This is a genomic window from Streptomyces malaysiense (assembly GCF_000980885.2).
GTDB classification, from domain to species: Bacteria; Actinomycetota; Actinomycetes; order Streptomycetales; family Streptomycetaceae; genus Streptomyces; species Streptomyces malaysiense.
On sequence record NZ_LBDA02000016.1, the window covers coordinates 47,335 to 73,125 of the forward strand.

Sequence of the window (25,791 nt, forward strand, 5' to 3'; positions counted from 1 at the left end):
GCACCCCCGCCGCTCCGTCCGGCGCGAACCACCGCCTCACCCTCCCCGGCCACCCCCGCCGGACGGAACAGCGGCTCCCGCCCCGGACCGCCCCTGGATCTGGAGAAGTTGCTCGCCGCCCGCCTCCACGCGGTGAAGGTCCGCCCCTACCTCGCCGCCGCCCTCTTCGCGCTGCACGTGGTCGAGGACCGCTCGGTGCCGACGATGGCGGTGGACGCGCACTGGCGCTGCTACGTCTCGCCCGGCTTCGTGGCCCGCACCCCGCTGGAGGAACTGGCGGGCGTCTGGGTGCACGAGGTCTCCCACCTCCTGCGGAACCATCACGGACGCGGCGAGCGGTACGCGTGCGAACACGAGGACCCCGGGCCGGGGCGGCGCGGCGCGACGGCCGAGGACCGGGCGTGGCTGCGGCTGCGGCAGAACATCGCCGCCGACTTCGAGATCAACGACGACATCTACGGCGACGGTCTGCCCATGCCGGCCGGGGCGGTCCTGCCGTCCCTGCTGGGGCTGCCCGGTGGGCTCCTGATGGAGGAATACCTGCGGACGGCGTCGATGTCCGGGATCAGCGGGGACCTGGCCTGGCTGGACTGCGGCAGCGGCGCCGACGGACGTCAGCGGCCCTGGGAACTGGGGCCCGACGGGGCGGACGGACTGAGCCGGCAGCAGCGCGACGCGGTCCGCTTCCGGGTCGCGGAGGGCATCAAGGGCCGGCCCGGCGACGCGCCCGAGGGATGGCGGCGGTGGGCCGACGAGGCGTTCCATCCGCCCCAGCCATGGCGGCAGTTGCTCGGCGCGGCGGTCCGCTCGGCGGCCGGCGCGCCGGGGGCGGGCGAGAACCACAGCTACCGGCGCCCCTCCCGCCGCTCGGCCGGTGTCCACGGGGTGCTGCTGCCGAGCCTGCGCCGCACGCCGCCCCGGGTGTGCGTGGTGATCGACACCTCCGGCTCGGTGAGCGACGCCGAGCTGGGCAGCGCGCTGCTGGAGGTGGCGGCGATCTCCCGGGCGGTGGGCGGGCGGCGGGACCTGGTCTCGGTGCTCTCCTGCGACGCGGCGGCCGGGATCGCCGTACCGCTGTGCCGCGCGGAGAACATCCCGCTGGTCGGCGGCGGGGGCACGGACCTGCGCTCCGGGTTCGCTCGGGCCCTGTGTTCCCGGCCCCGCCCCGATGTGATCGTCGCCCTCACCGACGGCCAGACCCCCTGGCCCTCCGCGCCACCACCCTGTCGTACCGTCGTCGGACTCTTCCCCCGCCCCGCCCGCGCCGCCGACGAGGAGGACCCCGACTACGTGCCGGACATCCCGCCGTCCTGGGCACGGGTCGTCACCATCGGCTGAAGGGCGGTGTCCGGGCGCCGCCCCACCCCTGGTGCCGCCGCCACACGATGCCCCAAGCTGGCCCGCATGGACTCGCTGCCGCTGCTCTCCACCCTGGCCGGTGCCGCGATCGGCATCGTCGCGACCGTCATCGCCGACCGGAACCGGTGGAAGCACGACGACGCCAAGGAGGCCCTCCGGCTGCGGCTCGACGTCTACACGCAGTACACCACCACCGTGAAGGTCCTCGGCGAGACCCTGCGGGCCTTGGCCCGGCGGGAGCACCCGTCCGACGACGAGCGGGCCCTCGCGTTGCGCGAGGCCTTCCGGGACTCGGGCATAGCCATCGCGTCCGAACGGATGTGGCTCATCGCGCCCCAGCCCGTCGTCAGGGCGTCCAACGGCGTGTTCCACTGCCTGCGACGCATCTGCGACGGCTACGCCTACGGCACCGCGGTCGGCGGCCCGGAGGACCGCGCCCGCTGGGAGGCGCGCGGCCGGGCGGCGGCCGAGATGCGCGGGCTCATGCGCGAGGACCTCGGCGTCGGCCCGCTCGCGGAACGCCACATGCCCCTTCTCGACGACTCGGTCTGAGCGGCGGCGGTGGTGGTCCGGCTCGAACCGGCCCATGGCCGCCCCGCCCGCTGTCCGGGCCCGGCCGCCCGTGCTAGGTTGCGCCCCTTGATCGTGAAGGTTGGGCGGGGGCCTTCCGAGAAGCCGGCGCGCGGCCGGCGACGGACGGCGGCCTCCGGAACGTGAGGGGTATTCGCGGGCTATGGGCGCCTTTGCCGGACCGGACGTACTGATACTGGCCGCCGCGGTGATCCTCGTGGTGAAGTACCGCCGCCGCATGGCCGGAAGGGCTCCTCTGATCGCGTCCGGGGGAGCCGCCGGACGCGTCGCGGTGACCGCGGCCTTCGCGCTCGGCTGCGTATGGGCCCGGACGCAGGGGCCGTCACTCGTCGACGCGGTCGTTCTCGGACTGAGCCTCGCTCTGCTCACGGGCGCCGCCGCCGCACTCCTGGCTCGCGGAAGAGCACGACGCGGGTGAGCGGAGCGACGCCCGCCAGGTGATCCACCGGTCGGCCGCCGGACGGTGAGGGACCGGAAGGGGGCCGGGCCGATGCCGTGCCGAGGGGGCGAGACCGAGGTGCCGGCCCCGGCGCGGTGGACCATCGCGGCCGGCCGTGGACGTACGCCGCCTGACCGTCTTCGGCCACGCCGCGTGACCGGCGCCCCGCGGCCGACCGACGCCTCCCCGCCACCTCCGGTTGCCTCGGCCGCGCACCGGTTTGATCACGGCTTTCAAACGACCCTGTGCACCCATCGTGAGCAGCGGAAACACTGCTGTGAAGATCTTTCGCACGGTACGACGAGAGCGAGCCAGTGACCACCGCCCCACCTCCCGAGCAGCCCGACAACCGACCTGACCATCAGTCATCCATATCCGACGAGCAGTGGGAGGCGTTTCTTCGGGACGCCGCGGAGGGCGGTGGCGGCGCCGGACCGGAGGAGCCGTCGGCGCGGGCGCGCATGGTGACCCGACGGCTGCGCGAGCGGGACGGGGCGACGGACTCCGAGGGCGGCGGACGCCGGAGGTGGCGGCGTAAGCCGGCGGCGGAGCCGCAGCCGTGGACACCGCCGGGCTGGCGCACCGGCCCGGCCTGGCAGGAGATCAACGGCACCCGTGCCCGCCGCCGTCAGGCGTGGTCGGCCGTCGGTGTGCTGCTGGCCGTGGCGGTCGCCCTGGTCGCCGTCCGGCCGTCGCTGCTGCTGGACCGGCTCCCCGGCCACGACTCGGCGGCGTCCGCCGTCGATGCCTCCCCGTCGCGGCTGCCCGCCGAGACGGCCGCGCCGTCCAGCGCTCCGGACGAGACCGACCAGACGGCGCTGCCCACCCTCGAGCACCCGTTCCGCGGTTCGCCCGCGGCGCGATGGGCGGACGGGGCGGCCGCCATCGAGCCGCCGGCGGCGAAGGCGGTGGCCGGGCTGAGCCGGGAGGACGTGTCGCTCGCGTTGCGCCGCACCAAGGACTTCCTGGTCGCGGCCAATCTGAACCCGGACGTCCTGCGTGGCGGTCAGCCCGACGAGGCGTTCGCCCTCATCGACCCGAAGGAGCCCGCTGTGCTGTCCCGGCTGCGCCGGGCACTGGACAAGCCCACGCGGGACAACCAGCCCGTCTCGCTCTTCAGCCGCTTCGACCCGCACGAGGTGCGCCTGGCCGGTGACGTCGTCAAGGTGCGCGGCCACATGACGTTCGCCGCCGAACGGGCGGGCCAGGTCCGTGTGCAGGCCGACTACACCTTCGTCTATCCGCTGGTGAAGGCCGGCGGAGACAGCGACTTCGTGGCCCGTACGATCATCCGCCGCAAGCTCACCCTGGTGCTGTCCGACCCGAACCGGTGGGACGTCACCCCGGGCAAGCTGATGCTGGAGCACTGGAACGCCGAGTTCTACAACGACGAGTGCGGCATCTACGACGGCTACTTCCACCCCACCTTCCCCCTCGAAGCCCCCTCGGGCGCCCCGGCCACCGGCCCGGCCGAGGACCCCTACGACCGCAGCCACCCGTTGAGCGACGGCTCCAAGTCCGACGGCACGGGATGCGGGACGATCACCCGCACCTGACCGACCCGGCGTACCCGGCTCCCGGCCCCGCGCGGGCCACCGGTCCGGCCGCCGACGGCCGGCCGTGCCCTGCCCGCGGCGCCGCCGCGGGCAGGGCGCCGGTGCCTAGCCGCAGGCGCCGCCGGCCGCCGCCGGGTTCTCCTCGGTGGTCCGGCCGGTGCAGCAGCCGTCGCCGGCCGTGCCGGGGCCGGCGTTCTTGCCGAGGGTGTCCGCGTCGGCCTTGACGACGTAGACCTCCCAGGGCTCCTTGCCGGGGCCGTGGACCCAGACCTTGTCCTGGAGGGCGTAGCAGCAGGAGGTGTCGTTCTCCTCGAAGGTGGCCAGGCCGGCGTCCTTGAGCCGGGTGGTGGCGGCGTCCACCTGGTCGGTGGAGTCGACCTCGATGCCGAGGTGGTCCAGACGGGTCTCCTCGCCGGGCCGGCCCTCGATGAGTACGAGCTTGAGCGGGGGCTCGGTGACGGCGAAGTTGGCGTACCCCTCGCGCCGCTTGGCCGGTGCGGTGCCGAACAGCTTCGAGTAGAAGGTGATCGACGCTTCCAGGTCACTGACACGCAGGGCGAGCTGAGCGCGGGACATGACGGGCTCCCATCCACTTGCATTGATGACTGTCGATGCAAGATTGCGCGTTGGATCGAAAACTGTCAACATAGAGGCATGTCGAAACAAGAGCTGAAGGTGCTCGGCCGCAGCGATGACGTCGGAGCGTGCTGCTCCGGGCTGCTGACCGCTCCCCTGGACGAGGACCAGGCCGCGGAGCTGGCGAAGGTGTTCAAGGCGCTGGGCGATCCGGTGCGGCTGCGCCTGCTCTCGATGATCGCCTCGCGGGCGGGCGGCGAGGTCTGCGTCTGCGACCTGACCCCGGCCTTCGACCTGTCCCAGCCGACCATCTCCCATCACCTGAAGCTGCTGCGGCAGGCGGGCCTGATCGACTGCGAGCGGCGCGGCACCTGGGTCTACTACTGGCTCGTGCCGGAGATGACCGACCGTCTCGCCGGCATCCTGACCCGCCCCGCCGGCGAGCCTCTGCCCGCGCGCACCGCACCGGCCGGAGCCGCCTCGTGAGCACTGCCGCCCCCGAGGGGAACGTGGCCGGACGCCTGTCCTTCGTCGACCGCTACCTGGCCGTCTGGATCCTCGCGGCCATGGCCGTGGGGCTCGGCCTCGGCCGCCTCGTCCCGGGCCTGGGCGACGTACTGGCCAGGGTGACCGTGACCGGAGTGTCCCTGCCCATCGCGCTCGGCCTGCTCGTGATGATGTACCCGGTGCTGGCCAAGGTGCGCTACGACCGCCTCGGCACCGTGACCCGCGACCGCCGCCTGCTGCTGCCGTCCCTGCTGCTCAACTGGATCGTCGGCCCGGCGCTCATGTTCGCCCTGGCGTGGCTGTTCCTGCCGGACCTGCCCGCCTACCGCACCGGCCTGATCATCGTCGGACTGGCCCGCTGCATCGCCATGGTCATCATCTGGAACGACCTCGCCTGCGGCCACCGCGAGGCCGCCGCCGTCCTGGTCGCCCTGAACTCCGTCTTCCAGGTGATCGCGTTCGCGGCGCTCGGCTGGTTCTACCTGTCCGTGCTGCCCGGCTGGCTGGGCCTGCAACGGACCGGCCTCGACGTGTCGGTGTGGCAGATCGCCCGCAGCGTCCTCATCTTCCTCGGCGTCCCCCTGGCGGCCGGCTACCTCACCCGCCGGATCGGCGAGCGGGCCAAGGGCCGCACCTGGTACGAGTCCCGGCTCATCCCCCGCATCGGTCCGTTCGCCCTCTACGGCCTGCTGTTCACGATCGTCGTCCTCTTCGCCCTGCAGGGCGACGCGATCACCTCGCAGCCCCTGGACGTCGCCCGCATCGCCCTGCCACTGCTGGTCTACTTCGCGGTCATGTGGGCCGGTTCCATGGCCCTGGGCCGTGCGGTCGGGCTCGACCACTCGCGGGCCACCACTCTGGCCTTCACCGCCGCGGGCAACAACTTCGAGCTGGCCATCGCCGTCGCCATCGCCACCTTTGGCGCCACCTCCGGCCAGGCCCTCGCCGGCGTCGTCGGCCCCCTCATCGAAGTGCCCGCCCTCATCGGCCTGGTGTACGTCGCCCTGTACGCCCGCCGCTACTTCACCGCCCCCGCCGTCCCCACGCCCCAGGAGGACCCCGCCCATGCCTGACACCGCCGCGCCGTCCGTGCTCTTCGTCTGCGTCCACAACGCCGGACGCTCCCAGATGGCCGCCGCCTTCCTCACCCACCTCGCCGGCGACCGCGTCCAGGTCCGCTCCGCCGGCTCCGCCCCCGCCGACACCGTCAACCCGGCCGTCGTGGAGGCCATGGCGGAGGCGGGCATCGACATCGCGGCCGAGGTGCCCAAGGTGCTCACGGTGGAGGCCGTCCAGGCGTCCGACGTGGTCATCACGATGGGCTGCGGCGACACCTGCCCCGTCTTCCCCGGCAAGCGCTACCTCGACTGGCAGCTCCCCGACCCGGCCGGGCAGGGCGTGGCGGCGGTCCGCCCGATCCGCGACGAGATCGAAGGGCGCATCCGCGGCCTGATCGAAGAGATCGCCCCGACGAGCTGACATGGCCACGGCCGGCACCTACCGTGTCGCCGCGATGCTCCCCGAGCACGCCCGGCAGGTCCTGACGATCTACCGGCTCGGCATCGACGAGGGCGACGCCACCTTCGAGACCACCGCCCCCAGCTGGGAAGCGTTCGACACGACCAAGCTGCCGCGGCACCGGTACGTCGCCCTCGACGACGCGGGCGGCGTCCTGGGCTGGGTCGCCGCCGCACCGGTCTCGGACCGATGCGCGTACGCCGGCGTCGTCGAGCACTCGGTGTACGTCCACCCCGCCAGTCGCGGGCACGGCATCGGCGCCGCACTGCTGGAGGAACTGATCGGCTCCACCGAGGCCGCCGGGATCTGGACGATCCAATCGGGAATCTTCCCCGAGAACACCGCCAGCCTCGCGCTGCACGGGCGAGCGGGATTCCGCGTCATCGGCACCCGGGAACGCATCGGGAAGCTTCACGGCCTCTGGCGAGACGTCCTCCTCATCGAGCGCCGAAGCCCCGTCGTCACGTGACCCGACCTGGGATTTTCGCACGGAGCGGACGACGAGAACCGAAGCGGCTGCAAGTACGCTGCGGAACGTCGGGTCGGTCTGCTGTCTCTACGAAGAGCGCGCGACCAAGGGGGGTGGCTCAGAAGAGATCCCCGAGCCACGTCGGTCCGGGAACTCGTGAAGCTTCGACACCACCCCCCTCCCCACAAGCCCGCCACAAGCCCGGAGCGCCGCGGCCGTGACCCGCCGCCTGCGCCCGCGGTCACGGGAGCCCCTGAGCGGCCGGCGCGCCGAGCCGGGCACCATGAGCGACACGATCTCGGCGTCGGTGAGAAACCGCTAAGGAGGCGTCAAAGCCGCGTCCAGAACACATACTTGACCAGAGGTGTTCGCGGCGGTGCTGAGTGGGGAGCGGCAGGGTGAGCGGTGGCGGCAAGGAGCTGGGCAAGGTCGAGGTGCGGCTCAAGTGGGATCCGAGCCCTCTCGGGGAAGCACCCCGGCATCTCGACATCATCGCCGCGACCTACTCGTCGGACGATCCCTACGGGCGGCCGGTGTACGTCGTGCACTACGACAGCCGGTCGCCGGACGGCACCATCAACATGAGCCGGCACAGCCAGACCGGTATGGGCTTCGGGTTCGTCGAGGTGATGGTGCTGGAGCCCGACCGGCTGGCGCCCGAGTACCAGCGTGTGGTGGTCGGGGTGGCCATCCACCAGAACAGCGGGCCCCGGACGTTCGGAGACATCTCCAACGCCGGGGTGGTCGTCGTCCAGGGGTACCGGCAGCTGATCGCGGACGACTTCCAGGAGGTCGCCGATGCCACTGCCGCGACGGTGGTCGAGTTCACCAGAGACTCCGCGGGAACCTGGAAGCCGCACGAGATGATCCGGGGTTTCGACAGCGACCCGGTGCTCTTCACCGCGGAGATGGGCAGCCCGCGGCAATAACCGCTTCCCGGGTCTTTCGCTCGGCGGGAGCATTCCTTACGGTTCCGGACAACACCACGGAGAGGCGCTGGTGCTCGTAAGGGGGTGTCGGCCCATGGCGATGACGCCTAGCCGGTGCGAGGAGTTCCGTACGAGGCTTTGGCGGTGGCGACGCAGTCCGCTCCGGCGGACCAGCGATGTCGTCGAGGCGTGGCTGCTGCTCGCCGCGTGGACCTTGGGCGTGCTGGGCGGCGCGGCCGCGGGCACGGTGGCCGCAGCGGCCGCGGACCGGGGTTTCGAGGAGGACCGCTCCGCCCGCCGACAGGTCGTGGCGGTCCTCCTGGGGCGCGTCAGGGAAGCGGCGCCCACACACGCGGACGTGGGCGACAACGCCGGCGCGACGGTCCGGTGGACGACTCCCGACGGCCGCCCGCGGACCGGGCGGGCCGCGGTGCCCGCTCACACCCCTGAGGGGACTCGCGTGCCGGTATGGATCACTTCCCGCGGGGACCTGGTGCCCCGGCCTCCGGACCGGTCCGACGCGCTGCTGAGGTCCTCGCTCATCGGCGCGGGCGCGGCCATGGCCGTGGGAGGAACCGTCTGGGGCTCCGCGCGAGCCGTACGTGCTCTGCTGGACCGGCGCCGGATGAGGCAGTGGGCGCTGGAGTGGGAGCGCGCCGACCCCCGATGGGGCGGCAGGACCGCCTGACCGCCGCCCCGCGCGGGTCCCACCCGTCGGTTCAGTCCGCCTCGGCCTGGGCCTCGACGTCCTCGATGCCGCTGGGCCGGCCGGCCCGGTTCCAGCGGACGTACAGACCGGCGGCTATCAGGAGCGTGGCCACCATCGACAGCATCGGCCACCCGCGGAGCAGGTTCACCACCAGGGTGAACGCCACCGCGGTGGCTGCGACACCGTTGACCCAGGCCAGTACGGGCTTGTCCTCGCTGCGGGCGAAGCGGGTCATGGCGAGCAGACCCACCAGGAAGCTGACGAAGACGGCGACGGCGTAGAAGAGGACGAGTTCCTGTTCCTGGCCGGCCGCCGCGACGATGATGAGCGCCGCCGCGGCCATGTAGACCACCACGGACCAGTACGGGGTGTGGTGGTGGTTGGTCCGGCCGAGCACCGGCGGCAGCACGCCCGGCCGCTCGGGTGTGCCGGACAGGGCCTTGAGCAGGCCGGGGCCGGCCTGGAAGGAGGAGCTGGCGGCGGCGAGCAGCAGCAGCGAGCTGGTCAGCTGGAAGGCGTCGTAGAGCCAGCCCGGTCCGGCGGCGGCGTGGGCGATGTCGGCGATCTGCGTCGAGTCGGCGCCCGGGATACCGATGTGCAGCCGGACGGCGAGCGCGGTCAGTGCGAGCGTCAGACCGCCGACGATCACCACCAGCAGGGCCAGGGTGCCCCGGCCGAAACGGCGGCGGTGGGTGTCGTCGAGCTGGCCGAGCTGCGCGATCGCGGTCGACGGCGCCTCGACCCCGGTGGCCAGTGCCATGGCGACCGGGAAGGCCAGCACCACGGCGAGCATCGCCGGGTGGCCGGCGTCGTGCGTGGTGACCGCGTGGCCGGTGGCGTGGGGTGCGGCGAATCCGAGGACCAGCACGGCCACGGAGATCACCACGAAGGCCACGGTCATGACGGCGAACAGCAGCCGTCCACCGTGCCCGAACCAGGTCAGCCCGGCCACCACGAGCAGCAGCACCAAGGCCAGCGGGACACGGAAGGCCGACAGACCCGGGAAGAGGGCGATCACCGCGCTCGACGCTGCCGCGATCGAGATGCCGATGGTGAGCACGAAGTCGACCACCAGCGCCCCGATGGGCAGAAACGTCCACCTCGGACCGAACGCCCGTGCCGCCGCCGCGGCCGCGCCGCCGCCCTTGGGGAAGCGGCGCACCAGTTGCCAGTAGTTGGCGGTGACCACGACGACCAGCCCGATCACCAGGCTCATCGTGGGCAGCAGCAGCGCCAGGTCGCCGTGCAGAGCACGCAGCGCCGCCTCGATCGCGTACGCCACGGAGGAAACCGGATCGGCGATCACCGCGAAGGCGAACGCGAAGAAGAGGACGGAACGGCGCGGGGCACGGCCGCGCGGGGCGCCGGGGGCCTCCGATGTGACGGCGGCATGGGTGGTGGCGGGCATGCGAAGACCTCTCGGACCTGTCGGAAGGAAACGATGAAGAGAACCTCGCCGACCAGACTTCCCGGCACACCGCCGACAACGGTACGTCAGGAAGTCGCCATCACACCATCAAGATCTCGTCAAGGACGCGTCAAGGTCGTTGCAGAGTGCCTGCGTTCCGTGCCTCGCCGGCGCGCCTCTCCTCGTCGTCGGTATGCGGCGGCACACCCGCGATGACGCTCGTTCGTGCTCCTCCGGTCGACGGTGCGACGACCGCGGTGCGACCGGTTCCTCCTTCCTGGACGGGGCTCCCCCCCGGTGATCCGGTGATCCGGCGATCCTGTGTCAGCGGGCGTCGGTGATCGGCCGACGGTCGGAGCAGACGGAGTCCGGCTGCGCGTTCGCGGCCTGCCAGCCCTTGATCTCCACCCGCGTGCCCGGCCCGACGACGTCGTACACCTCCTTGCCGGTGTCGTACGGGAGGGCGATGGAGCCGGAGGTGCCGTGGCCGACGCTGTCGAGACCCTCGGATCTGTCCAGGGCCCAGAACAGCAGCCGTTCGTGGTGCCGGCGGTCGGTGAAGGTGACCGCCCACCGCCTGACCGTCGGGGCCCCGCCGACGCCGGCCGGGCCGGGCACGGTCAGCGTGGGGTACTTGGCGGTGACCGTGACCATCGTCTCGCCGATCGGGCAGACGGGTACGGGCCCGGCGATGCCGTACTCCTCGCCCTCGACGGCCAAGAACCTGGAGTTCAGGTCGATCGTTATTCGCCGGACGGGCGCGGGCGACGGGGCGGGCCGGGGGGTGCGGGACACGGACGTCGCGGGAGGCGTGGCCGGCGCGGTGGGGGAGCCGGGGACGCCGGTGGCGACGATGGTGAGGGCCGCCGCCGCGAGGACGGTGGCGGAGAGCGCGGCGCGCCGGTTGCGGCGTCGGCGTACCGCCTGGCCTCTGACCTGTGCGCCCGAGGCCGGGACCGGTGCCATGACTCCTGAGGCCAGGTGGTGGAGGCGGGCGGACAGCTCCGACTCGGTCAGCGGCTGCGGGGGCTGCTGCTCAGGCACAGGCTTCCTCCGTCGGGTGCGGTGCTTCGCTCACGAGGTGAGCGGCGAGTGCGGTGCGGCCGCGTGACAGACGCGCCTTTATGGTGCCGGGAGCCGCGCCGGTCTCGGCGGCGATCTGCGCCACGCTCAGATCGCACAGGTGGTGCAGCACGACCGCGGTCCGCTGGGCTTCCGGCAGGCGCCGCAGAGCGGCGACCAACGCCACGTGGTCCGGGCTCGGTTCGGACACCGGTCGCGGGGCGTGCTCGCCCCGCACCAGCTGCCACCAGTGGCGTGCTCGCCGCCATCGGCTCATCGCCAGACGGTGTGCCACCGTGCGGATCCACGCCTCGGGATCCCGGTCACCGTCCAGGACGGACGAACGCCGGTCCCAGGCACGTATGAACGCCTCCTGGACCACGTCCTGAGCCTCGGCCTGGTCGCCCGTCAGGGCGTACAGCTGGCCCACCAGACGCGGGTAGGCAGCCGTGTAGAAGAGGTCGAACTCGGCTTCGGTCAACTGGTGGTGCTTTCTTCCTACGACGCGCGGCGCGGGGTGTACCGCCGCCGTTGCGGCGGGGGTCATGCGGTCGTGGTGGCGCCGGCGGCGCTGTGGGCGAGCCACTGATCCCAGGTCAGGTTCCAGTCACCGTAGCCGTTCCCGGTGGCGACCGTGTCCTTGTTCGCCCCGGTGACCTTGATGACGTCGCCGACCATGACCTGGTCGTAGAAGCCCTTGGCGGTGCTGGTGGCGAGGCCGACACAGCCGTGTGTGACGTTGCTGTGTCCGGCCGCGACGTCGGCGTGCGCGTTCTGGTGCACGTAGGTACCGGACGCCGTCAGGTGCAGGGCCCAGTAGTAGTAGCCGCGGTACGTGTCGTTCGGGCCCATGCCCACGGTGCGGGAGTCCATGAACACCTTGGGCTGCTTGTCCATCACGACCATCGTCCCCTTCCAGGTGTCCAGTCCCGGCCTCCCCGCGGTGATCGGGATGCGGTTCGTCTTCCCGCCGGTGTCGACGGTCATCATGTCCGTCTTCGTGTCGACGGTGGCGACCAGCGAGCGGCCGATGGTGAAGCGGCTCACGCCGTGCGAGCCGCGGTGGAGAGTGATCTTGGTGCCCGGCTTCCAATACGTGCTGCTGGGGCGGAAGTCCACACGCTGCCCGTCCAGGAGGTTCCGGTCCCGCACCCAACTCCACGCACCGGTCGTGCCGGACGAGGTCTGCACGCGCAGCCAGCTCTCCACGGCCTTGCGCTCGGCGGTGGGGACCGGCCGGGGAAAGGTGACGGAAATCGGCATGCCCACACCGACCGTGTCTCCGTCGGATATGTGCACCCGCGCCCGCGCGAGCACGGCGGGCTCCGGCACGGACGGCGCCGGGCGGGCGTTGGACGCGTCGCCCCCGCCGTCCTTGTCGCCGCCCACGGCCTTCGAGGGGGACGCCTCGGCATCCGGTGTGCCGGCGGCCGTCCGAACGCCGGTGCCCGCGTTCGCCGAGCAGCCGACGGCCGAGAGCAGAGCGACACAGGCCGCGACAGCGGCCCCGAGACGGCCGACGGCCCGCCTCGTCGAACGGTTCGAGTGCATGAAAACTCCTGTGAGGTGTGGTTGTCGACTCCTCTACGCACGGGCTCGGCGCCGGGTTGCATCGCGTCGGAACTTTTTCCGGGGACCGTCGGCCCGGACTCCGCGCGCACCTGACGGGCGCGGTCACACGGCCGTACCTGCCGCAGCCGGTGGCGTGGCGGCCGACGCCGCCCACGTACGGACTCACCTCCCACCCACCCGGCGACGAGCGCCACGGAGGTGTCGACACCGGCACACCGAAGACCACGATTCGCCGCGCCGACCCGGAGCGCACGAACGGCCGGCGGATCGCTCCCGGGGAGGACCTGCGCGGCACGGCACGGGCAGTGCCGCCGAGGGGCGCTTGGCCTGCGTCTCGCGTACCTGGGCTTGCTCGTAGGCGCACCACCGGCGCCGGATCGCCTTGCCGGTGTTGAGGACCTCGTCGGCGATGCGGGCGAACTTCTCGGTGGGACTGTGGCGGCCGGAATCCATGTGGCTGACGGAGGAGGCGTCGAAGCCCATGGCCCGCGCGGGTGTCCGTTTGGACATGCCGCGAGCGACGGCGCTTGCGGCACCAGCGCGCGGACAGCCTGTGCAGTTCTGCCGGGCGGTCCGGCCGCGGCGGTGCGGATCGCCCCCCTGTTGCCGTGCCTGGCCGCTCTGGTGGGCACGCCGAGGATACGACGCTCGACGGAGACGTCACATGCTTCTTGCCGAGGCGGACCAGATGCTCACCCCCCGGACCGGCGTAGAGCTTGTCCTGGCCTTCTCGGACGGGGAGGTCCGGTGCACCGGCCGCGCGGGATCCGGGCCGACCTGATCCCGTCGCCGGCACGAAACCGACCGCTGTTTCTCGGTCTGCCGGCGATTCTTCGGGCCGTGTCTCTCCTCAGGCCGTCGGCCCGAGCCCGGGTTCTCAGCCGGAGCCGTCCGCTGCCTTGGCTGCGGAGCGGCGGTACTCGGCGTTGATGCGCTGTGCTTCCTCGAGCTGGTCCTCGAGGATGACGATGCGGCATGCGGCCTCGATCGGGGTTCCCTTGTCGACGAGTTCGCGAGCGCGAGCGGCGATCCGCAGCTGGTAGCGGGAGTACCGGCGGTGTCCTCCCTCCGAGCGGAGGGGAGTGATCAGCCGAGCCTCGCCGATGGCCCGGAGGAAGGCCGGGGTGGTACCGAGCATCTCGGCTGCCCGGCCCATCGTGTATGCGGGGTAGTCGTCGTCGTCCAGACGATCATTCAGTGGGTTGTCCGATGTCATGTCACCTCGCTGTGCAACGCGTCGAGGGGCCCTGGTGCCGTACGGCACCAGGGCCCCGAAGGAAATTCAACACCATCTGTCGGCACTACTGCTGGGCCGACCTTCTCTTTTCCGCTGTCCGGCCCGGCAGGGCGGAGCGGGGGATCGCAGCTGCGTGACCGGGGACCACCATCCATTCCGGGGTCTTGCGGTACCCGGCCGAGTGGTTCTCGGTCCGGGCGATCCTGATGGTGTCTGCTCCTCCTCTTCTCTTTGAACCAGCCACTGTGTGTGAACCGGTACCGCCGGTGGTGGCTTCGCGACCTGCGAGCCACCCGGTGCGGCCCCCAGCCTCGTCGCCGCTCTGGCAACGCCTTGGCTTCGAGGTTCGGGAGCCGCACCGACTTGCGTACTTCGTCTTCAGTCACCTGCCAGTTCATGTCTGGCCGGCCTCGTTCGATCATCTCTACGAGAGGAAGTCTATCCACTACAGAGAAAAAATGTCTACTGGCAACTATAGATTTCACTCTTCAGGTGGAGGAGGACTTCCCGCGGTCAGCCCTGGCTGCCGGGCCGGAGCTGCCTCCTGGCACGCGCGGCCGGTCCTCCCGCGGGCGAATGGGCGAACGGGCTCCACGGGCGGGCGCATAGGCTCTGCTGCATGTCGAACCCTGATGAGCTGCTCGTCGCCATTTCCGCCGCGGTGGAGTCCGAGCGAAGCAATCAGATGTCGCTGACCGTGGTCGTCGGCGGCGCCGTCCTCACCGGCCGGCTGGCTCCGGAGGCGGTATGGAGGGAGCGGGTGGCGGAGGTCCTGAGGGACTCGGATCGTCTCGGCGTGTTCTCCGACGTCTTCGCCCGCGGCCCGCGGGGATACCGGCCCGGCCGCGGTGAGCCGCCCACGCATCTGCACTTCCATCTCGCCCGGATCCTGCAAGGCAGCCTCGGGCTCCCGGAGACGGGCGGGATGTACCGGGTCGCGATCAAGGACGTCAGCGCGTGGACGGTGGGCGATCTCAGCTACTCCGATCGCTGAGACGCCACCCGCGCACCCCTCTTCCGGGCGGCGTTCCCCGAGCGGCCGGCGGCACGGCGGTGGGGGCCCTGCCGACGCGTGTCGACAGGGCCCCCACCGGGGTCCGAGGGCGGCTTCCGCCGGTCCTCAGACAGTCATGGAGCCGGAACCGTAGCCGGTGCCTCCGAGGAGCGTGGACGCCGCTCGGAGCGGAGAGTGGCCGCTCACGCCCGTGTCCACGGACGCGGTCTCGGGACGGTCGTGACAGGTGAAGCCGAGGCGCGTCAGGGCCCGCGTGACTTCGACCGAAGTGAAGTCACGCCGGTCCTGCCGTGTGATGACCTGGCCCACTTGCTTGACGGGGTAGCGGTGGCGGCCGATGGTCACGGACTCGGCGGTGACGGCCTCGGGCCTGACGCCCTCCATCGAAGCCAGCACCCCGGCCTTGGTCAGCTCGAAGGGATACCGGGCGATGACACAGCGCATGATGCCTCACAGGGGAATCGCGGGAGAAGACGGACGAGCCGGTCGGGGAAGGCGGATCAGCCCGAGGAGACGAGTACGTCCGGAAGCCGGCCGTACTCGCCGGCCCCCTCGGTGCGGGTGCTGGGCGAGGGCAGCGCTTCTGCGAGGACGTCGCGCAGCCGGATGCGGTCCGTGTACGCGGCGCTGTCACGGAGAACAGCGAGCCGGCCTTTCGTGATCGAGCCCGTGCTCTGGTCGTCCCCGTCGCACACGGTCAGGTACTCGACCCGGGCGCCCGCCATGACGGCCAGAGCCACCTCGACGGTCATGTCGTCGCACACCCGGAGACCGTGCCCTGCGATGCCGCCGACCACGACGACGGGGGCCGGGTCAGGTCCGCGGTACCGCATCCGCGTTGGCGTCAAGTGTTTCTCCTTCGGTCGTGGCTGCTCGCTTCGGCGTTCGGCGGCTTCCCCGAAGACCGAAGGAGGGGTCACCGCGCGGTCCCGGGACTGCCGGGGACTGAGGTCGGTCTAGGCGGCCGAGTTGCCGCCGGGCTCCGGCCGAGCCCCGCGGCGCGCCCGCGCGCCCACGGGCCGGCCCCGGCCTGTGCGGCCCCGGCGACTCCGGGACGGCGAGGACGTGCGGCGGGGGCGTTCCACGGCCGGCGCGGCGATGACCACCGGGACGCCGGAGGGTGCCTGCGCGCCCGTGATGCGGCTCAACTCCGCCTCGCCGGAGCGGACCGGAGTGACGCGCGGGGTGATGCCGGCCGACGCCATCAGCCGGGTGACGCCACGGCGCTGACCGGGTGTCACGAGGGTGACGACGCTGCCGGACTCGCCGGCGCGGGCTGTGCGGCCGCCGCGGTGCAGGTAGTCCTTGTGGTCGCTCGGCGGATCCACGTTGACGACCAGGTCGAGGCTGTCGATGTGGATGCCGCGGGCCGCGACGTTGGTGGCCACCAGGACGGTGACGTGTCCGTCCTTGAACTGGGCCAGGGTCCGGGTGCGCTGCGGCTGGGTCCTGCCACCGTGCAGGGCCGCGGCGCGGACACCGCTGTCCAGCAGGTGCTCGGTCAGCCTGTCCACGGCGTGCTTGGTGTCCAGGAACATGATGACCCGGCCGTCCCTGGCCGCGATCTCGGTGGTCGTGCGGTGCTTGTCGGCGTCGTGCACGTGGAGCACGTGGTGCTCCATCGTGGTGACGGCACCGGCCGACGGGTCGACGGAGTGGACCACCGGATCGGTCAGGTAGCGGCGGACCAGCAGGTCCACGTTGCGGTCCAGGGTGGCCGAGAACAGCATGCGCTGGCCCTCCGGGCGTACCAGGTCGAGCAGGGCGGCGACCTGGGGCATGAAGCCCATGTCGGTCATCTGGTCGGCCTCGTCGAGAACCGTGATGCCGACGTCGTCGAGCCGGCAGTCGCCCCGGTCGACGAGGTCACGGAGCCGACCGGGCGTCGCGACCACCACCTCCGCGCCACCGCGCAGGGCGCCGGCCTGCCTGCCGATGGGCATGCCACCGACGACGGTGGCGAGCCGCAGCCTCACCGAGCGGGCGTAGGGAGCGAGCGCGTCGGTGACCTGCTGGGCCAACTCGCGGGTGGGCACGAGGATCAGGGCCAGTGGTCGGCACGGCTCGGCGCGCCGGCCGGCGGTACGGGCCAGTACCGCCAGGCCGAAGGCCAGGGTCTTGCCCGACCCGGTGCGGCCGCGACCGAGTACGTCACGGCCGGCCAGGGAGTTCGGCAGGGTCGCCGCCTGGATGGGGAACGGCACGGTCACGCCCTCGTGGGCGAGCGTGGTCAGCAGTGGTGTCGGCATGGCGAGATCGGCGAACGACTCGGCGGCGGGCAACGCGGGCGTGACCGTCTTCGGCGGCGCGAATTCGCCTCGCGCGGGTTGCGGTTTTCCGTAACCGTCGGAGCGGCGCGGAACACGGGAACGGTCCTCGGCGGAACGACCGTCGAAGCGGTCGTATGTGCGAGCGGTGCGTACGTGAGTGGAACGTGTGCGAGTGGAACGCGTGCGGTTCATGCGGAACCTTCCTCGATGGGCGCGTATCAAGGAATTCCGCAGCGGAATGAGCGGCGCAGAGAATCGCGAGAACGAGCCGAAAAATCCGGGTCGGACAACCCTGAAAAAAGCGAGCTGGGGCCCGCACCCCAAGGTGCGGGCCCCAGCTGCGAAGTATGCGTCAATGCCGCATCGTCAGGCGGGAACGATGTTCTCGGCCGTCGGGCCCTTCTGTCCCTGCGCGATGTCGAACGACACCTTCTGGCCCTCCAGGAGCTCGCGGAAGCCCTGAGTGGCGATGTTCGAGTAGTGGGCGAAGACGTCGGCGCCGCCGCCGTCCTGCTCGATGAAGCCGAATCCCTTTTCCGCGTTGAACCACTTCACGGTACCGGTAGCCATTTCGTTTCTCCTTCGGGACGGTGTCAGGAACACGCCCTGTGCGCATTCCGTGTCGCCGTGATGATCGGCCGTCGGAAAAACCTTCTGGCAACCACACCTGCAACTGATGGCGACAGTAGCACGTCGGCGCCGGCTCTGCTGGGTAAATAATTCCGCACCGAATGTGATCGCAGGAATAGTCACTGTGCGCCGCGTCGATTTCTTATGTCACGACCACAGATATTGTCCTCCAGGCTGCCGTATGAAAATCCCTGCGGGACGGTGAGCGCCCTCGGACTCCCGCTCTGACTCGGGTGGTGCTCCAGCCGGCTCCGACCTGGGGGCAGTGGTGCTGACGCGGGCGAGTGGCAGCGGTGGCAGGCTAGTTCGCGGTGTGGCGGTCACGCCGGATCAGTGGCTGACGGCTTCCAGGGCGGGGGCCGGGGCGTCGATGACTGCCAGTCGCGCAGGAGGTGGCCCTCGGCCCGTTCCTGCGGAGTGCTTCCGGCAGGCCCGCTCGGGCATCTCCTTGCCGGCCCCTGCCTGTCGGTACGGTCGGGATCGGCGCGGGTGACGGGAATCGAACTCGCGCTCTCAGCTTGGGACGCGACGGCGCTTGGCTCATCAGAGGGTGCCTGAACTGGGCTTTTGTGCTCATGCGCGGCTCGCGGGAACGGGGCGAGGCACCGGTGTTCACCGTGGGTGTCCGGTCTTATGGGCACGACATGGGCACGACATGGGCACGCCGCTGGGCGGGGGCGGTGCAGGCACCTCGCGATTGACGGCAGAGCACTCGAGCCTGGGAACGGGCACCGGTCGGATGACCTCTGTTGCGGAAGCACATGAGCGAGCGGTTGGGCGTGTGCAGGCAGATCCAGCCGCTGCGGGAGGATGCCCGCAGACGTAGATCGGGGTGGGAGAAGTATGACGTCGCGAGACAAGGTCCGGATGGGCGATCAGGCCGTTCAGTCCGTCGCCGTCTACACGGGTGTTCACCCGGCGGATAAGCGTGTCGGCGACCATGCCGCCGCCTACGGTGACTCCACCGGCTCCACCAGCTGCTACGAGCCGGAAGCCGATGTCAGTGCCGGCGACCTGCCTCTCCCGTTCACTGGTGCGTGATGACGGCCGGTGCCCGGGAACGAGTCACTGCGTGGCGGGCCCCGAGGCGAGGAGGCCGGGTGAGGGCATCAGGTGTGCGGGAACAGCCGACAGGGCTGGGTGTGCCGGCTCTCGTGTCGATCGGTGTCGGCGGCATGGTGGGTGGGGGGATCTTTTCGGTCCTGGGGCTGACCGTGCAGGTGGCGGGCGCGGGCGCCTATGTCTCTTTCCTCGTCGGTGGCATCGTGGCGGCTCTGACGGGTGTCTCCTACGCGCTGTTGTCGGTACGGGTCCGCAGCCGCGGGGGCACGGCCGCGTTCCTCGACCAGTCCTTCGGAACGCGGGTGGCCGGACCGCTCAACCTGCTGTTGTGGCTGAGCTACTTCGTGATGCTCGGGCTCTACGCCGTCGCTTTCGGTTCCTATCTGACCGCGCTGCTGGGCCTGTCCGGCGGCTGGCACCGACTGTTCGGCAGTGTCGTCGTGATCTGCTTCGCGGGGCTCAATCTGGCCGGTGCCCAGGTGGTCGGCCGGGCGGAGTCGGTGCTCGTGTACTTCAAGGTGGCCGTCCTGCTGGTCTTCTGCATCGGCGGGCTGGCGTTCGTGGACACGGCCCGGGTCGCTCCGTCGGCGTATCCGCACGGCAGTGCCGTCGTCTACGCCGGCACCCTGATCTTCCTCGGCTACGAGGGTTTCGAACTGATCGCCAACGCCGCGGAGGACGCCGTGGATCCGGAGCGCACTCTTCCGCGGGCGTATCTCGTCTCCATCGGCGGCGTGATCGTTCTGTACGTGCTGGTGGCCTTCGTCGCGGTCGGCAACCTCACCCCGTGGCAGATCGCACATGACCGGGATTACGCCCTGGCGATCGCGGCACGGCCGCTGCTGGGCCAGGCGGGGTTCTCCCTCGTCGCGATCGCCGCCGTCGTCTCCACTGCGAGCGCCATCAACGCCACCCTCTACGGCACCGCCAAGTTCACCTACCTGATGGCCCGCCACGGTGAACTGCCCGAGCACCTTGCCGAGCCGGTCTGGAACCGCCCGATCGGCGGGCTCATCGCCACCACCCTCGGCACACTCCTGATCGTCAACCTGGTCGACATCGAAGGCATCAGCCTGATGGGATCGGCCGGCTTTCTGATCGTCTTCGCCGCCGTGAACCTCGCCGCCTCCCGGGTCCCGGACGCCCGCCTCGCCGCAAGGGCCGCCGCCGGATGCGGCGTGGCAGCGTGCGTCGGATGCCTTGCCGCGCTGACCGCTTACGCCGCCACCACCATCCCGCGGCAGCTCGCCGTGTTCGGCGCCATGCTCGGCGTCGCCGTGCTGGCCGAGGCCGTCATCCGGGCGCGCGGCCGCACTCCTCCGGCGGGCACCAAGCCGCGTGGCTCCGAGCCGAAGCGGTGACCGGAACCGGATCGCAGGCACCGCGCCAGGGGCTTGCCGGTCCACCCTGAGGCTCGGGTGCCGGCGTGATCTGCGGGTCACTCTCTGCGTCCACTCGGCCGGACGGCAGCGACGCCGATGGACCACCTTCTCAAGTTCCTCCGCACGCGCAACGAGGAGGACGACCACGCATATGCTGGCGCGGGACTTCAAGGTGATGGATCCCACGGACCCGCGCGCCGCCGGTCTCGCGTACGCACTTCGTGTCCTCGCGCAGTCATACGCGGAGCATCATCAGTACCGCAAGGAGCGGCGACCCTGGAGGCCGGCAAGGAGGCGGGCCTCAGTGGTGCGGTCGTGGTGCACAACCCGCCCACCGATCCAGACGACAAAGAACCCCCGGGTCACTGACCTGGGGGCTTCGCATGGAGCGGGTGACGAGAATCGAACTCGCGCTCTCAGCTTGGGAAGCTGCGGGCATTTGTGGGCGGTTCGGGCGCTGACCTGCGCAAAGGGCCGTGCAGGGTCCTCGTCGGGCTCGACTGCTTTCACCGTGGTTCCCCGCTGTTCCCCGCTGTTCCCCGCTCGATCTGGTGCGCTTGTGGTGCAGGCCGTAGGGAGTCAGAGGTCGTACTGGTGGGACGCGTTGTCAGTGGGCGCGGCTAGGGTCTCAGACGCGCGGCTGGCTCCGAGGTGTCCAGATCTGTAGAGCAGTTGCATCCCCGGCTCTGTCTGGGGGCGGACCGGGTACGGCCCGGGACCTAACCGACGGTCGGGCTTCGTCGATGGCTAAGGAGAGACCTGCCAGCGCCAGCCGCGCACCGAGCCTGGCGACTGTCGGTAGAGCAGACGCACGCTTTCCAACTGTGGTGGTGGGTCGTCGGCGCGCGTGCAGGAGGGTTCACCTGGGTTCATCGGCGGATGGACGCTCACTCACTCTCGGCGTCCGGTCTCCCCTGAACGGCCGTGAACCATGCTGAATGAGACGGAAACTGAGACGGGGCCCGCGCACAACTCGGGTGACCGCGGGCGCCGGTTGGCGCTAGCGTGCAGCAGTGATCAGCTGTGAGGGAGTACGCCTGGGTGCGGAGGCCGCATGCCGTCTGGCAGCGACGGGTCTCTATGAGTTTGAGTCGGGGCTGACGGACGTCGAGTTCGCGCGCATCGAGCAGGAGTATGGCTTCGAGTTCGCAGACGATCACCGAGCGTTTCTTGCAACTGGTCTTCCGGTTAACGTCCCTCCGGAAGAGGGGCAGACCTGGTCCAGGCCCTGGCCGGAGTGGCGGGGCGGTGACCTGGACAGCTTGCGCAGACAGCTCGACTGGCCGGTCGAGGGTGTTCTGCTCGATGTTGAGCACAACGGGTTCTGGTACGAGGGCTGGGGTGAGCGTCCAGCCGACGAGACGGCGGCACTGGATACGGCGCGACGGCATCTTGCGGAGGTACCGGTGCTCGTGCCCGTGTACGCCCACCGGTACTTGCCTGCCGGCCGTGGCAGCTTCGGGCATCCGGTGCTCTCGATGTGGCAGACCGATGTCATCTACTACGGGCTGGACCTGGTGGACTACATGCACCAGGAGTTCGACGAGGCTCGGGGCGAGGCCGGCGAGAGCTGGAACCCGCGAGCGACGGTCCCCTTCTGGCGGGACCTTCTCTGACTCCTCGGGGGTACGCGGACAAGTGCCGGACGCGCTCAGCTTGGGAAGCTGAGGTGAATCGGGGCGTACTCCGCTGTTGACCTGCCGCTGAGCCGTATCGGTGCCTGGAGCGAGGCTGGCTGGTTCCCCGGTGTTCCCCGCGGTTCCCCGCACCATCTGGCACGGGTCTGGCACGACCTCATAGCAGTGTGGTGGCCGCGGCGGCTGCTTTGATTCGCGCTCGTCCGCCGCTCTTGGTGTCGGCCCCTGGTGTGAGCCCGTCGGGCGGGGACGTGAGATCAGGATGGTGAGTTTCCTCAGTCGGTGACTCGGTACCAGGCAGCCTGTTCGGCGGTCGCGTCCCCAAGCTGGCGTGCGATCTCGGACGCGATCGTGTCCGCCTGCTCAAGAGATGCGGAGCCTTCGATGTCGACGTACCAGGTCCCGAGGATCTCCCAGGAGACGTGGATGGTGGCGTCACCGATGCGGAGGACGAGGACGCTGCCGTCCTCCACGATCTCGCATGGCTGAGACTTCGGCGCGAGGTGGCTGGAGAGCTTGCCAGCAGGTATGTCAGGCCAGTCAGCGCCGCTCCGGGTGCTGATCGTGTACTCGGGCATGGCAGCATCCTGCCAGCAGGACGGCGCTTACAACTCGCGCTGGCCTCGTCCGCTCAGGGGCCCGGTACCGGGCCCGGTTGGGCCTCAGCCGACGACAGTCAGCCACGACGGCGGTTGCGCTGACCGACCAGGCACGCGTGTGCCTCGCTCCACCTGCACCGGCCTCAGCCGCGTTGGCCGGTGACATCAGCCAGAGCAACCGGCGACGGCGGAACTGTGGCAGCGAGGCATTGGGTAAGGACTTCTTCGTCCCGAAGCAACTTGGGTGGGGGCTGTACCTGGGGCTGGTGTACCTCTAACCTGCGCTGATGGTCCGCAGGTGTCCGTGCTCGTCCGCCGTCGTACGTCTGCGTTGTCACGCAGTTAGACACGCACTGGTACTGCGTCCTGCTGACGCCGGCGACGGGAGCACCTGATCCGTAGCTCTAGAGAGATCGGTCAACGGGGGCCATAGAGGCCGCCGCGCGGTTCCTCAGAGCGGCTGTCGGTCATGGCCGGTTGCTGGGGTTGCTGTACTTCGCTGCTGTACGGCAGCGGTTGCCGGTCGGGGAGAACCACTCGACGTTCGGATCATTGGAACGCCCTCCAAATACTTTGATTCCCGGGATCGCGTTGATCGCGCATAGGTCAGCAAAGAGACTTTGCATCCCGGGATTGCGTCGAGAGCGACACAGGTTCTAACCTCTTGCCGTAACCCCGGGATGCAGTATCCCTGGCTAGAAGGAGGGGGTAAGACATGCTCGCCATCACACTCGGCACTTACCGGACGTTTCAGCTCAATGAGTACGGGCAGTCGTCCGCAGGCTGGCGACCTGGGCTGACCGACGAGGAGGCGTACGAGGCGGCTCGCGGGCGCTGGAAGCTCGGCGCCCGCGCTGACCGTGAGCGGTACGTGCTGTTTACCGCCATGGGCATCGTCGTCCTGGCCGTCGAGATCGACAGCATCTCGAACCCGGACCCCGACGGCCGACGCACTGTCAGCGGCGTGATCCTCAAGCCGGGCCACCCGGTGTACGACAAGTACGTGGGCGGCGAGGCACCTGTGGGTAAGAGCCAGAACCCGGTCCAGTACTTCGACGCCCCGTTCGACAGGACTGTCTGCGCCTGCGGATGCGGCACAGAGACACCGTCGGGCCGCAACTTCGTGGCCGGGCACGACCAGAGGGCGATTCACGAGCGGATCGCCAAGGTCGGCGGCGTCGTGCCGTTCCTTGAGTGGTTCGACAAGGAGTGGACTCAGTCCAAGTGATGGGTTGAGTCTGAGCCCTGCGCGGTCCCGCTGCGCAGGGCTCGCTTCATGCCCCACGCGGATCCAGTGCCACTTGCAACTGAACAACAGCGCCCAGTCGGCACGCCCCTCAAGGTCCGGGCAGCGAAGTGTCCATCATTCAAAGGTTTTTGAAAGCTAGTGTGAAACTCGCGCACATCTGGCATGGTCGCAATATGGCCAGTACTCCATTCAGGGACACCGCGCGGAGCATCGCGCGCAAGAAGGACTACATCTCCATGTCGGTGGAGTGCGATCGAGCCCGCTCGCACTCGTGGTGGAAGAACATCGTGGAGTGCGGAGCATGGGGGGTGACTTCCGGCGGCGCGCGTGTGGGGCCTCCCACACCCGATGAGTTCCCCGGCATCGCCAAGCTCTTCGGTACGACAGTAGAGCAGGTTGCCGCCATGGTCGCCGCCGATTGGTACGGGCAGGAGCCGCACGGCGGTGTCTCTCCGAGAGTGATGAACCTTGCACCGCTCCTCGACCAGCTCACCCCGGAACAGGCCGACGCGCTTGGCCTGATAGTCCGAAGCATGGTCGAGCCTGGTGCGGAGACCGAGCGGGCGGCGTAGCGATTTTGGGCTGGAGCTGCTTTGGCGCGAGTGATCATGGCCCCGTAAGCTTCCGGCGCGTCGGGCAGTCTGTGGACCTGCCCGGTAAAGCACGACGTTGGGGCCATGATCTTCGAGGCTCGCGCCAAAGTGGCTGCCTAAAATCGCGGAGCCGACCGCCCCAGCCACGACGCACCCCTTCTCTGGCCTCATGCGGCTGATTGCTGTGCGCGCGGCACGGGCGCCGGCCGGGCTGGAGCGGGGCGGAGACTGGAGCGCAGGCCCGGCCGGGGGCCGGGCCGCGCGCGGGGAGCGGAGCGAGCCGCACTTGAACCCGTGAAGAAAGTTGTTACTCAGGCTTCGGCTGGTACGTGCCACAGTGGGGCCGTGTACTGCTCCGGTCGGCTGTTGATGAGCAGGGTGCGGAGGGCGTCCCGCTGCGAGCCGTTGATGTTCAGGGCCTCGGTGAGGTGGCGGAACGTCGTGTGGGTGACTCCGCGGCTTCGGGCTTCCGCCTCGAACTGCTCGACGCCGGCCAGTACCGCTTGGGGGTCGAGCTTCGCCGCCTGCTGGTCCTTGAGCCAGAGGGCCTTGTTGCGCTCGTAGTCGATCTCCGAGAAGCCGCAGATTTCACGGCACAGGGTCTCTGCCTCGTCCAGGGTGGTCGTTGCCAGGACCGCGCGGGCCAATTCGTTGCGGCTCAGGGCCTCGTCCAGGTCGACTGCGTGGACGGCCGGCCCTTCGTCGGTGAGTGGGATGGGGACTCCTGCGTCCCGGACTTCGCACGTGCCGCGCACTCCTCGGGCGGTTGCCGCGAGCATGCCGGTGGCCTCGGAGGGGTGCCACTCCAGGACCGGGCTGATGGGCTCCACGTCCTTCGCGGTGAAGGTGTGGACGACTGGGCCGAGCAAGCCGCGCAGGTCGTCGAGCGGTAGTTCGCCGTCCAGGCCCGGACCGGCGATCAGCAGCCGGATCGGTGCGTTCGTCTGGCAGCACGCGGCCAGTGTGAGGGCGTCCGCGAGTGGGCTCTTGAGTGTCGGTTCATCGCCCCGGGCCAGCACATCGCCGCCGACGTCCAGGAGGTCGATCGACTCGGGCGCCAGGTGGGTCACCAACTCTTCGAGCTGGCGGGTCACGCCCTCGGCACCCTGCTTCGGGTCGAGCAGTGCGAACGTGTGCGGGAGTTCTGCCGCGAGTCGGGGGAGAGTGGATCCCGCCGGTGCGATGGGGCGGGCCTGCGCCGGCACCTTCCAGACGGCCGGGGTGATCGGCTCCAGGCCGGTGAAGTCGTCGGCTCCTCGCGGGCCCGGTACCGGGTCGATCAGCAAGCGGTCCCACGCGTAGGTGAGGATCACCGCCGGATCGCTGTCGTTGCCATACAGGGCGGCGTGGAGCATGGCGGCGGCGACTGCGTCGCCCCCTCCTCCTGCTGCGACGATCAACCGCGTCATGGGCCCAAGAGTA

The 25,791-nt window shown here is 70.4% G+C and carries 27 protein-coding genes; 15 read left to right on the top strand and 12 right to left on the bottom strand.

Annotation, left to right across the window (positions count from 1 at the left end; genetic code table 11):
- Positions 1 to 99: 99 nt before the first annotated feature.
- From VT52_RS08180 to VT52_RS08195, 3 genes are all read left to right on the top strand, one after another.
- Positions 100 to 1,338, top strand: a complete 1,239-nt coding sequence (locus VT52_RS08180) for a vWA domain-containing protein (RefSeq protein WP_046417772.1) — start codon at positions 100 to 102, stop codon at positions 1,336 to 1,338.
- Between the two features lie 66 nt (positions 1,339 to 1,404).
- Positions 1,405 to 1,911, top strand: a complete 507-nt coding sequence (locus tag VT52_RS08185; RefSeq protein WP_240509684.1) for a hypothetical protein — start codon at positions 1,405 to 1,407, stop codon at positions 1,909 to 1,911.
- Positions 1,912 to 2,703: 792 nt separating this feature from the next.
- The gene (locus VT52_RS08195) at positions 2,704 to 3,945 is read left to right on the top strand and encodes a hypothetical protein (RefSeq protein ID WP_046417687.1); all 1,242 of its coding nucleotides are present in this window, start codon (positions 2,704 to 2,706) and stop codon (positions 3,943 to 3,945) included.
- Positions 3,946 to 4,050: 105 nt separating this feature from the next.
- On the opposite strand, the gene VT52_RS08200 is transcribed toward VT52_RS08195, so the two are convergent.
- Positions 4,051 to 4,521: an ArsI/CadI family heavy metal resistance metalloenzyme gene (locus VT52_RS08200; protein ID WP_046417685.1), complete on the bottom strand. Its 471-nt coding sequence runs from the start codon at positions 4,519 to 4,521 to the stop codon at positions 4,051 to 4,053.
- Positions 4,522 to 4,599: 78 nt separating this feature from the next.
- Between VT52_RS08200 and VT52_RS08205 the strand changes: the two genes are divergently transcribed.
- From VT52_RS08205 to VT52_RS08230, 6 genes are all read left to right on the top strand, one after another.
- Complete coding sequence (locus tag VT52_RS08205) at positions 4,600 to 5,007, top strand: ArsR/SmtB family transcription factor (RefSeq protein ID WP_046417682.1); 408 nt, start codon at positions 4,600 to 4,602, stop codon at positions 5,005 to 5,007.
- A complete protein-coding gene (gene arsB / locus VT52_RS08210) occupies positions 5,004 to 6,101 on the top strand; it encodes an ACR3 family arsenite efflux transporter (RefSeq protein WP_046417681.1) in 1,098 nt (365 codons plus the stop codon). Before VT52_RS08205 ends, arsB begins: the two co-directional genes overlap by 4 nt.
- The gene (locus tag VT52_RS08215; RefSeq protein WP_046417679.1) at positions 6,094 to 6,507 is read left to right on the top strand and encodes an arsenate reductase ArsC; all 414 of its coding nucleotides are present in this window, start codon (positions 6,094 to 6,096) and stop codon (positions 6,505 to 6,507) included. Before arsB ends, VT52_RS08215 begins: the two co-directional genes overlap by 8 nt.
- A gap of 1 nt (position 6,508) precedes the next feature.
- Positions 6,509 to 7,015, top strand: a complete 507-nt coding sequence (locus VT52_RS08220) for a GNAT family N-acetyltransferase (protein WP_046417677.1) — start codon at positions 6,509 to 6,511, stop codon at positions 7,013 to 7,015.
- A 398-nt stretch (positions 7,016 to 7,413) separates the two neighbouring features.
- The gene (locus tag VT52_RS08225; RefSeq protein WP_046417674.1) at positions 7,414 to 7,944 is read left to right on the top strand and encodes a TerD family protein; all 531 of its coding nucleotides are present in this window, start codon (positions 7,414 to 7,416) and stop codon (positions 7,942 to 7,944) included.
- Positions 7,945 to 8,038: 94 nt separating this feature from the next.
- Positions 8,039 to 8,632, top strand: a complete 594-nt coding sequence (locus tag VT52_RS08230; protein WP_053055433.1) for an Rv1733c family protein — start codon at positions 8,039 to 8,041, stop codon at positions 8,630 to 8,632.
- A 31-nt stretch (positions 8,633 to 8,663) separates the two neighbouring features.
- Here the strand turns inward: VT52_RS08230 and VT52_RS08235 are convergent, their stop codons facing one another.
- The 5 genes from VT52_RS08235 to VT52_RS08255 all read right to left on the bottom strand — a co-directional run bounded on the left by VT52_RS08235 (position 8,664) and on the right by VT52_RS08255 (position 13,911).
- Complete coding sequence (locus VT52_RS08235) at positions 8,664 to 10,061, bottom strand: APC family permease (RefSeq protein WP_079174915.1); 1,398 nt, start codon at positions 10,059 to 10,061, stop codon at positions 8,664 to 8,666.
- 324 nt (positions 10,062 to 10,385) lie between these two features.
- Positions 10,386 to 11,105, bottom strand: coding sequence for a hypothetical protein (locus VT52_RS08240; protein ID WP_046417672.1), 720 nt, complete (start codon positions 11,103 to 11,105; stop codon positions 10,386 to 10,388).
- Positions 11,098 to 11,604 carry a SigE family RNA polymerase sigma factor gene (locus VT52_RS08245; RefSeq protein ID WP_046417670.1) on the bottom strand — a complete coding sequence of 169 codons (507 nt, stop codon included), beginning with the start codon at positions 11,602 to 11,604 and terminating at the stop codon, positions 11,098 to 11,100. Before VT52_RS08245 ends, VT52_RS08240 begins: the two co-directional genes overlap by 8 nt.
- 62 nt (positions 11,605 to 11,666) lie before the next feature.
- Positions 11,667 to 12,674, bottom strand: coding sequence for a L,D-transpeptidase (locus VT52_RS08250; protein WP_046417667.1), 1,008 nt, complete (start codon positions 12,672 to 12,674; stop codon positions 11,667 to 11,669).
- Between the two features lie 898 nt (positions 12,675 to 13,572).
- Positions 13,573 to 13,911: a MerR family transcriptional regulator gene (locus tag VT52_RS08255; RefSeq protein ID WP_046417666.1), complete on the bottom strand. Its 339-nt coding sequence runs from the start codon at positions 13,909 to 13,911 to the stop codon at positions 13,573 to 13,575.
- Between the two features lie 640 nt (positions 13,912 to 14,551).
- Here VT52_RS08255 and VT52_RS08260 point away from each other — a divergent pair.
- Complete coding sequence (locus VT52_RS08260) at positions 14,552 to 14,926, top strand: hypothetical protein (RefSeq protein WP_046417664.1); 375 nt, start codon at positions 14,552 to 14,554, stop codon at positions 14,924 to 14,926.
- A gap of 126 nt (positions 14,927 to 15,052) precedes the next feature.
- Here the strand turns inward: VT52_RS08260 and VT52_RS08265 are convergent, their stop codons facing one another.
- The 4 genes from VT52_RS08265 to VT52_RS08280 form a co-directional block, all read right to left on the bottom strand.
- Positions 15,053 to 15,391: an SCO5918 family protein gene (locus VT52_RS08265; RefSeq protein WP_046417658.1), complete on the bottom strand. Its 339-nt coding sequence runs from the start codon at positions 15,389 to 15,391 to the stop codon at positions 15,053 to 15,055.
- Between the two features lie 56 nt (positions 15,392 to 15,447).
- Positions 15,448 to 15,795, bottom strand: a complete 348-nt coding sequence (locus VT52_RS08270; RefSeq protein WP_420856269.1) for a CBS domain-containing protein — start codon at positions 15,793 to 15,795, stop codon at positions 15,448 to 15,450.
- A gap of 108 nt (positions 15,796 to 15,903) precedes the next feature.
- Complete coding sequence (locus VT52_RS08275) at positions 15,904 to 17,409, bottom strand: DEAD/DEAH box helicase (RefSeq protein WP_079174917.1); 1,506 nt, start codon at positions 17,407 to 17,409, stop codon at positions 15,904 to 15,906.
- A 174-nt stretch (positions 17,410 to 17,583) separates the two neighbouring features.
- The gene (locus VT52_RS08280; protein WP_028799214.1) at positions 17,584 to 17,787 is read right to left on the bottom strand and encodes a cold-shock protein; all 204 of its coding nucleotides are present in this window, start codon (positions 17,785 to 17,787) and stop codon (positions 17,584 to 17,586) included.
- Between the two features lie 903 nt (positions 17,788 to 18,690).
- Between VT52_RS08280 and VT52_RS08285 the strand changes: the two genes are divergently transcribed.
- The 3 genes from VT52_RS08285 (at position 18,691) to VT52_RS08295 (ending at position 21,907) form a co-directional block, all read left to right on the top strand.
- On the top strand, positions 18,691 to 18,888 hold the full coding sequence (locus VT52_RS08285) for a hypothetical protein (RefSeq protein WP_046417653.1): 198 nt from the start codon (positions 18,691 to 18,693) through the stop codon (positions 18,886 to 18,888).
- A gap of 59 nt (positions 18,889 to 18,947) precedes the next feature.
- Positions 18,948 to 20,270, top strand: coding sequence for an APC family permease (locus VT52_RS08290; protein ID WP_206306463.1), 1,323 nt, complete (start codon positions 18,948 to 18,950; stop codon positions 20,268 to 20,270).
- Between the two features lie 1,034 nt (positions 20,271 to 21,304).
- A complete protein-coding gene (locus VT52_RS08295; protein ID WP_046417646.1) occupies positions 21,305 to 21,907 on the top strand; it encodes a hypothetical protein in 603 nt (200 codons plus the stop codon).
- Positions 21,908 to 22,203: 296 nt separating this feature from the next.
- On the opposite strand, the gene VT52_RS08300 is transcribed toward VT52_RS08295, so the two are convergent.
- Positions 22,204 to 22,506 (bottom strand): hypothetical protein, encoded by a 303-nt coding sequence (locus tag VT52_RS08300; protein WP_046417644.1) that lies wholly within the window; start codon positions 22,504 to 22,506, stop codon positions 22,204 to 22,206.
- Positions 22,507 to 23,242: 736 nt separating this feature from the next.
- Here VT52_RS08300 and VT52_RS08305 point away from each other — a divergent pair.
- Positions 23,243 to 23,755, top strand: a complete 513-nt coding sequence (locus tag VT52_RS08305) for a hypothetical protein (RefSeq protein ID WP_046417642.1) — start codon at positions 23,243 to 23,245, stop codon at positions 23,753 to 23,755.
- Between the two features lie 128 nt (positions 23,756 to 23,883).
- Positions 23,884 to 24,348 carry a hypothetical protein gene (locus VT52_RS08310; RefSeq protein ID WP_143070853.1) on the top strand — a complete coding sequence of 155 codons (465 nt, stop codon included), beginning with the start codon at positions 23,884 to 23,886 and terminating at the stop codon, positions 24,346 to 24,348.
- Positions 24,349 to 24,680: 332 nt separating this feature from the next.
- Here the strand turns inward: VT52_RS08310 and VT52_RS08315 are convergent, their stop codons facing one another.
- Entirely contained in the window at positions 24,681 to 25,724 is a 1,044-nt protein-coding gene (locus tag VT52_RS08315; RefSeq protein ID WP_046417637.1) for a DUF1152 domain-containing protein, read from the bottom strand.
- Between the last annotated feature and the right edge of the window lie 67 nt (positions 25,725 to 25,791).

Bases quoted from the DNA above. Each gene is read 5' to 3' on its own strand.
- VT52_RS08185 (WP_240509684.1), top strand. From the start codon at position 1,405: ATGGACTCGCTGCCGCTGCTCTCCACCCTGGCCGGTGCCGCGATCGGC.
- VT52_RS08200 (WP_046417685.1), bottom strand. From the start codon at position 4,521: ATGTCCCGCGCTCAGCTCGCCCTGCGTGTCAGTGACCTGGAAGCGTCG.
- VT52_RS08205 (WP_046417682.1), top strand. From the start codon at position 4,600: ATGTCGAAACAAGAGCTGAAGGTGCTCGGCCGCAGCGATGACGTCGGA.
- VT52_RS08215 (WP_046417679.1), top strand. From the start codon at position 6,094: ATGCCTGACACCGCCGCGCCGTCCGTGCTCTTCGTCTGCGTCCACAAC.
- VT52_RS08220 (WP_046417677.1), top strand. From the start codon at position 6,509: ATGGCCACGGCCGGCACCTACCGTGTCGCCGCGATGCTCCCCGAGCAC.
- VT52_RS08230 (WP_053055433.1), top strand. From the start codon at position 8,039: ATGGCGATGACGCCTAGCCGGTGCGAGGAGTTCCGTACGAGGCTTTGG.
- VT52_RS08235 (WP_079174915.1), bottom strand. From the start codon at position 10,061: ATGCCCGCCACCACCCATGCCGCCGTCACATCGGAGGCCCCCGGCGCC.
- VT52_RS08250 (WP_046417667.1), bottom strand. From the start codon at position 12,674: ATGCACTCGAACCGTTCGACGAGGCGGGCCGTCGGCCGTCTCGGGGCC.
- VT52_RS08255 (WP_046417666.1), bottom strand. From the start codon at position 13,911: ATGACATCGGACAACCCACTGAATGATCGTCTGGACGACGACGACTAC.
- VT52_RS08260 (WP_046417664.1), top strand. From the start codon at position 14,552: ATGTCGAACCCTGATGAGCTGCTCGTCGCCATTTCCGCCGCGGTGGAG.
- VT52_RS08265 (WP_046417658.1), bottom strand. From the start codon at position 15,391: ATGCGCTGTGTCATCGCCCGGTATCCCTTCGAGCTGACCAAGGCCGGG.
- VT52_RS08275 (WP_079174917.1), bottom strand. From the start codon at position 17,409: ATGAACCGCACGCGTTCCACTCGCACACGTTCCACTCACGTACGCACC.
- VT52_RS08280 (WP_028799214.1), bottom strand. From the start codon at position 17,787: ATGGCTACCGGTACCGTGAAGTGGTTCAACGCGGAAAAGGGATTCGGC.
- VT52_RS08285 (WP_046417653.1), top strand. From the start codon at position 18,691: ATGACGTCGCGAGACAAGGTCCGGATGGGCGATCAGGCCGTTCAGTCC.
- VT52_RS08300 (WP_046417644.1), bottom strand. From the start codon at position 22,506: ATGCCCGAGTACACGATCAGCACCCGGAGCGGCGCTGACTGGCCTGAC.
- VT52_RS08305 (WP_046417642.1), top strand. From the start codon at position 23,243: ATGCTCGCCATCACACTCGGCACTTACCGGACGTTTCAGCTCAATGAG.
- VT52_RS08315 (WP_046417637.1), bottom strand. From the start codon at position 25,724: ATGCTCCACGCCGCCCTGTATGGCAACGACAGCGATCCGGCGGTGATC.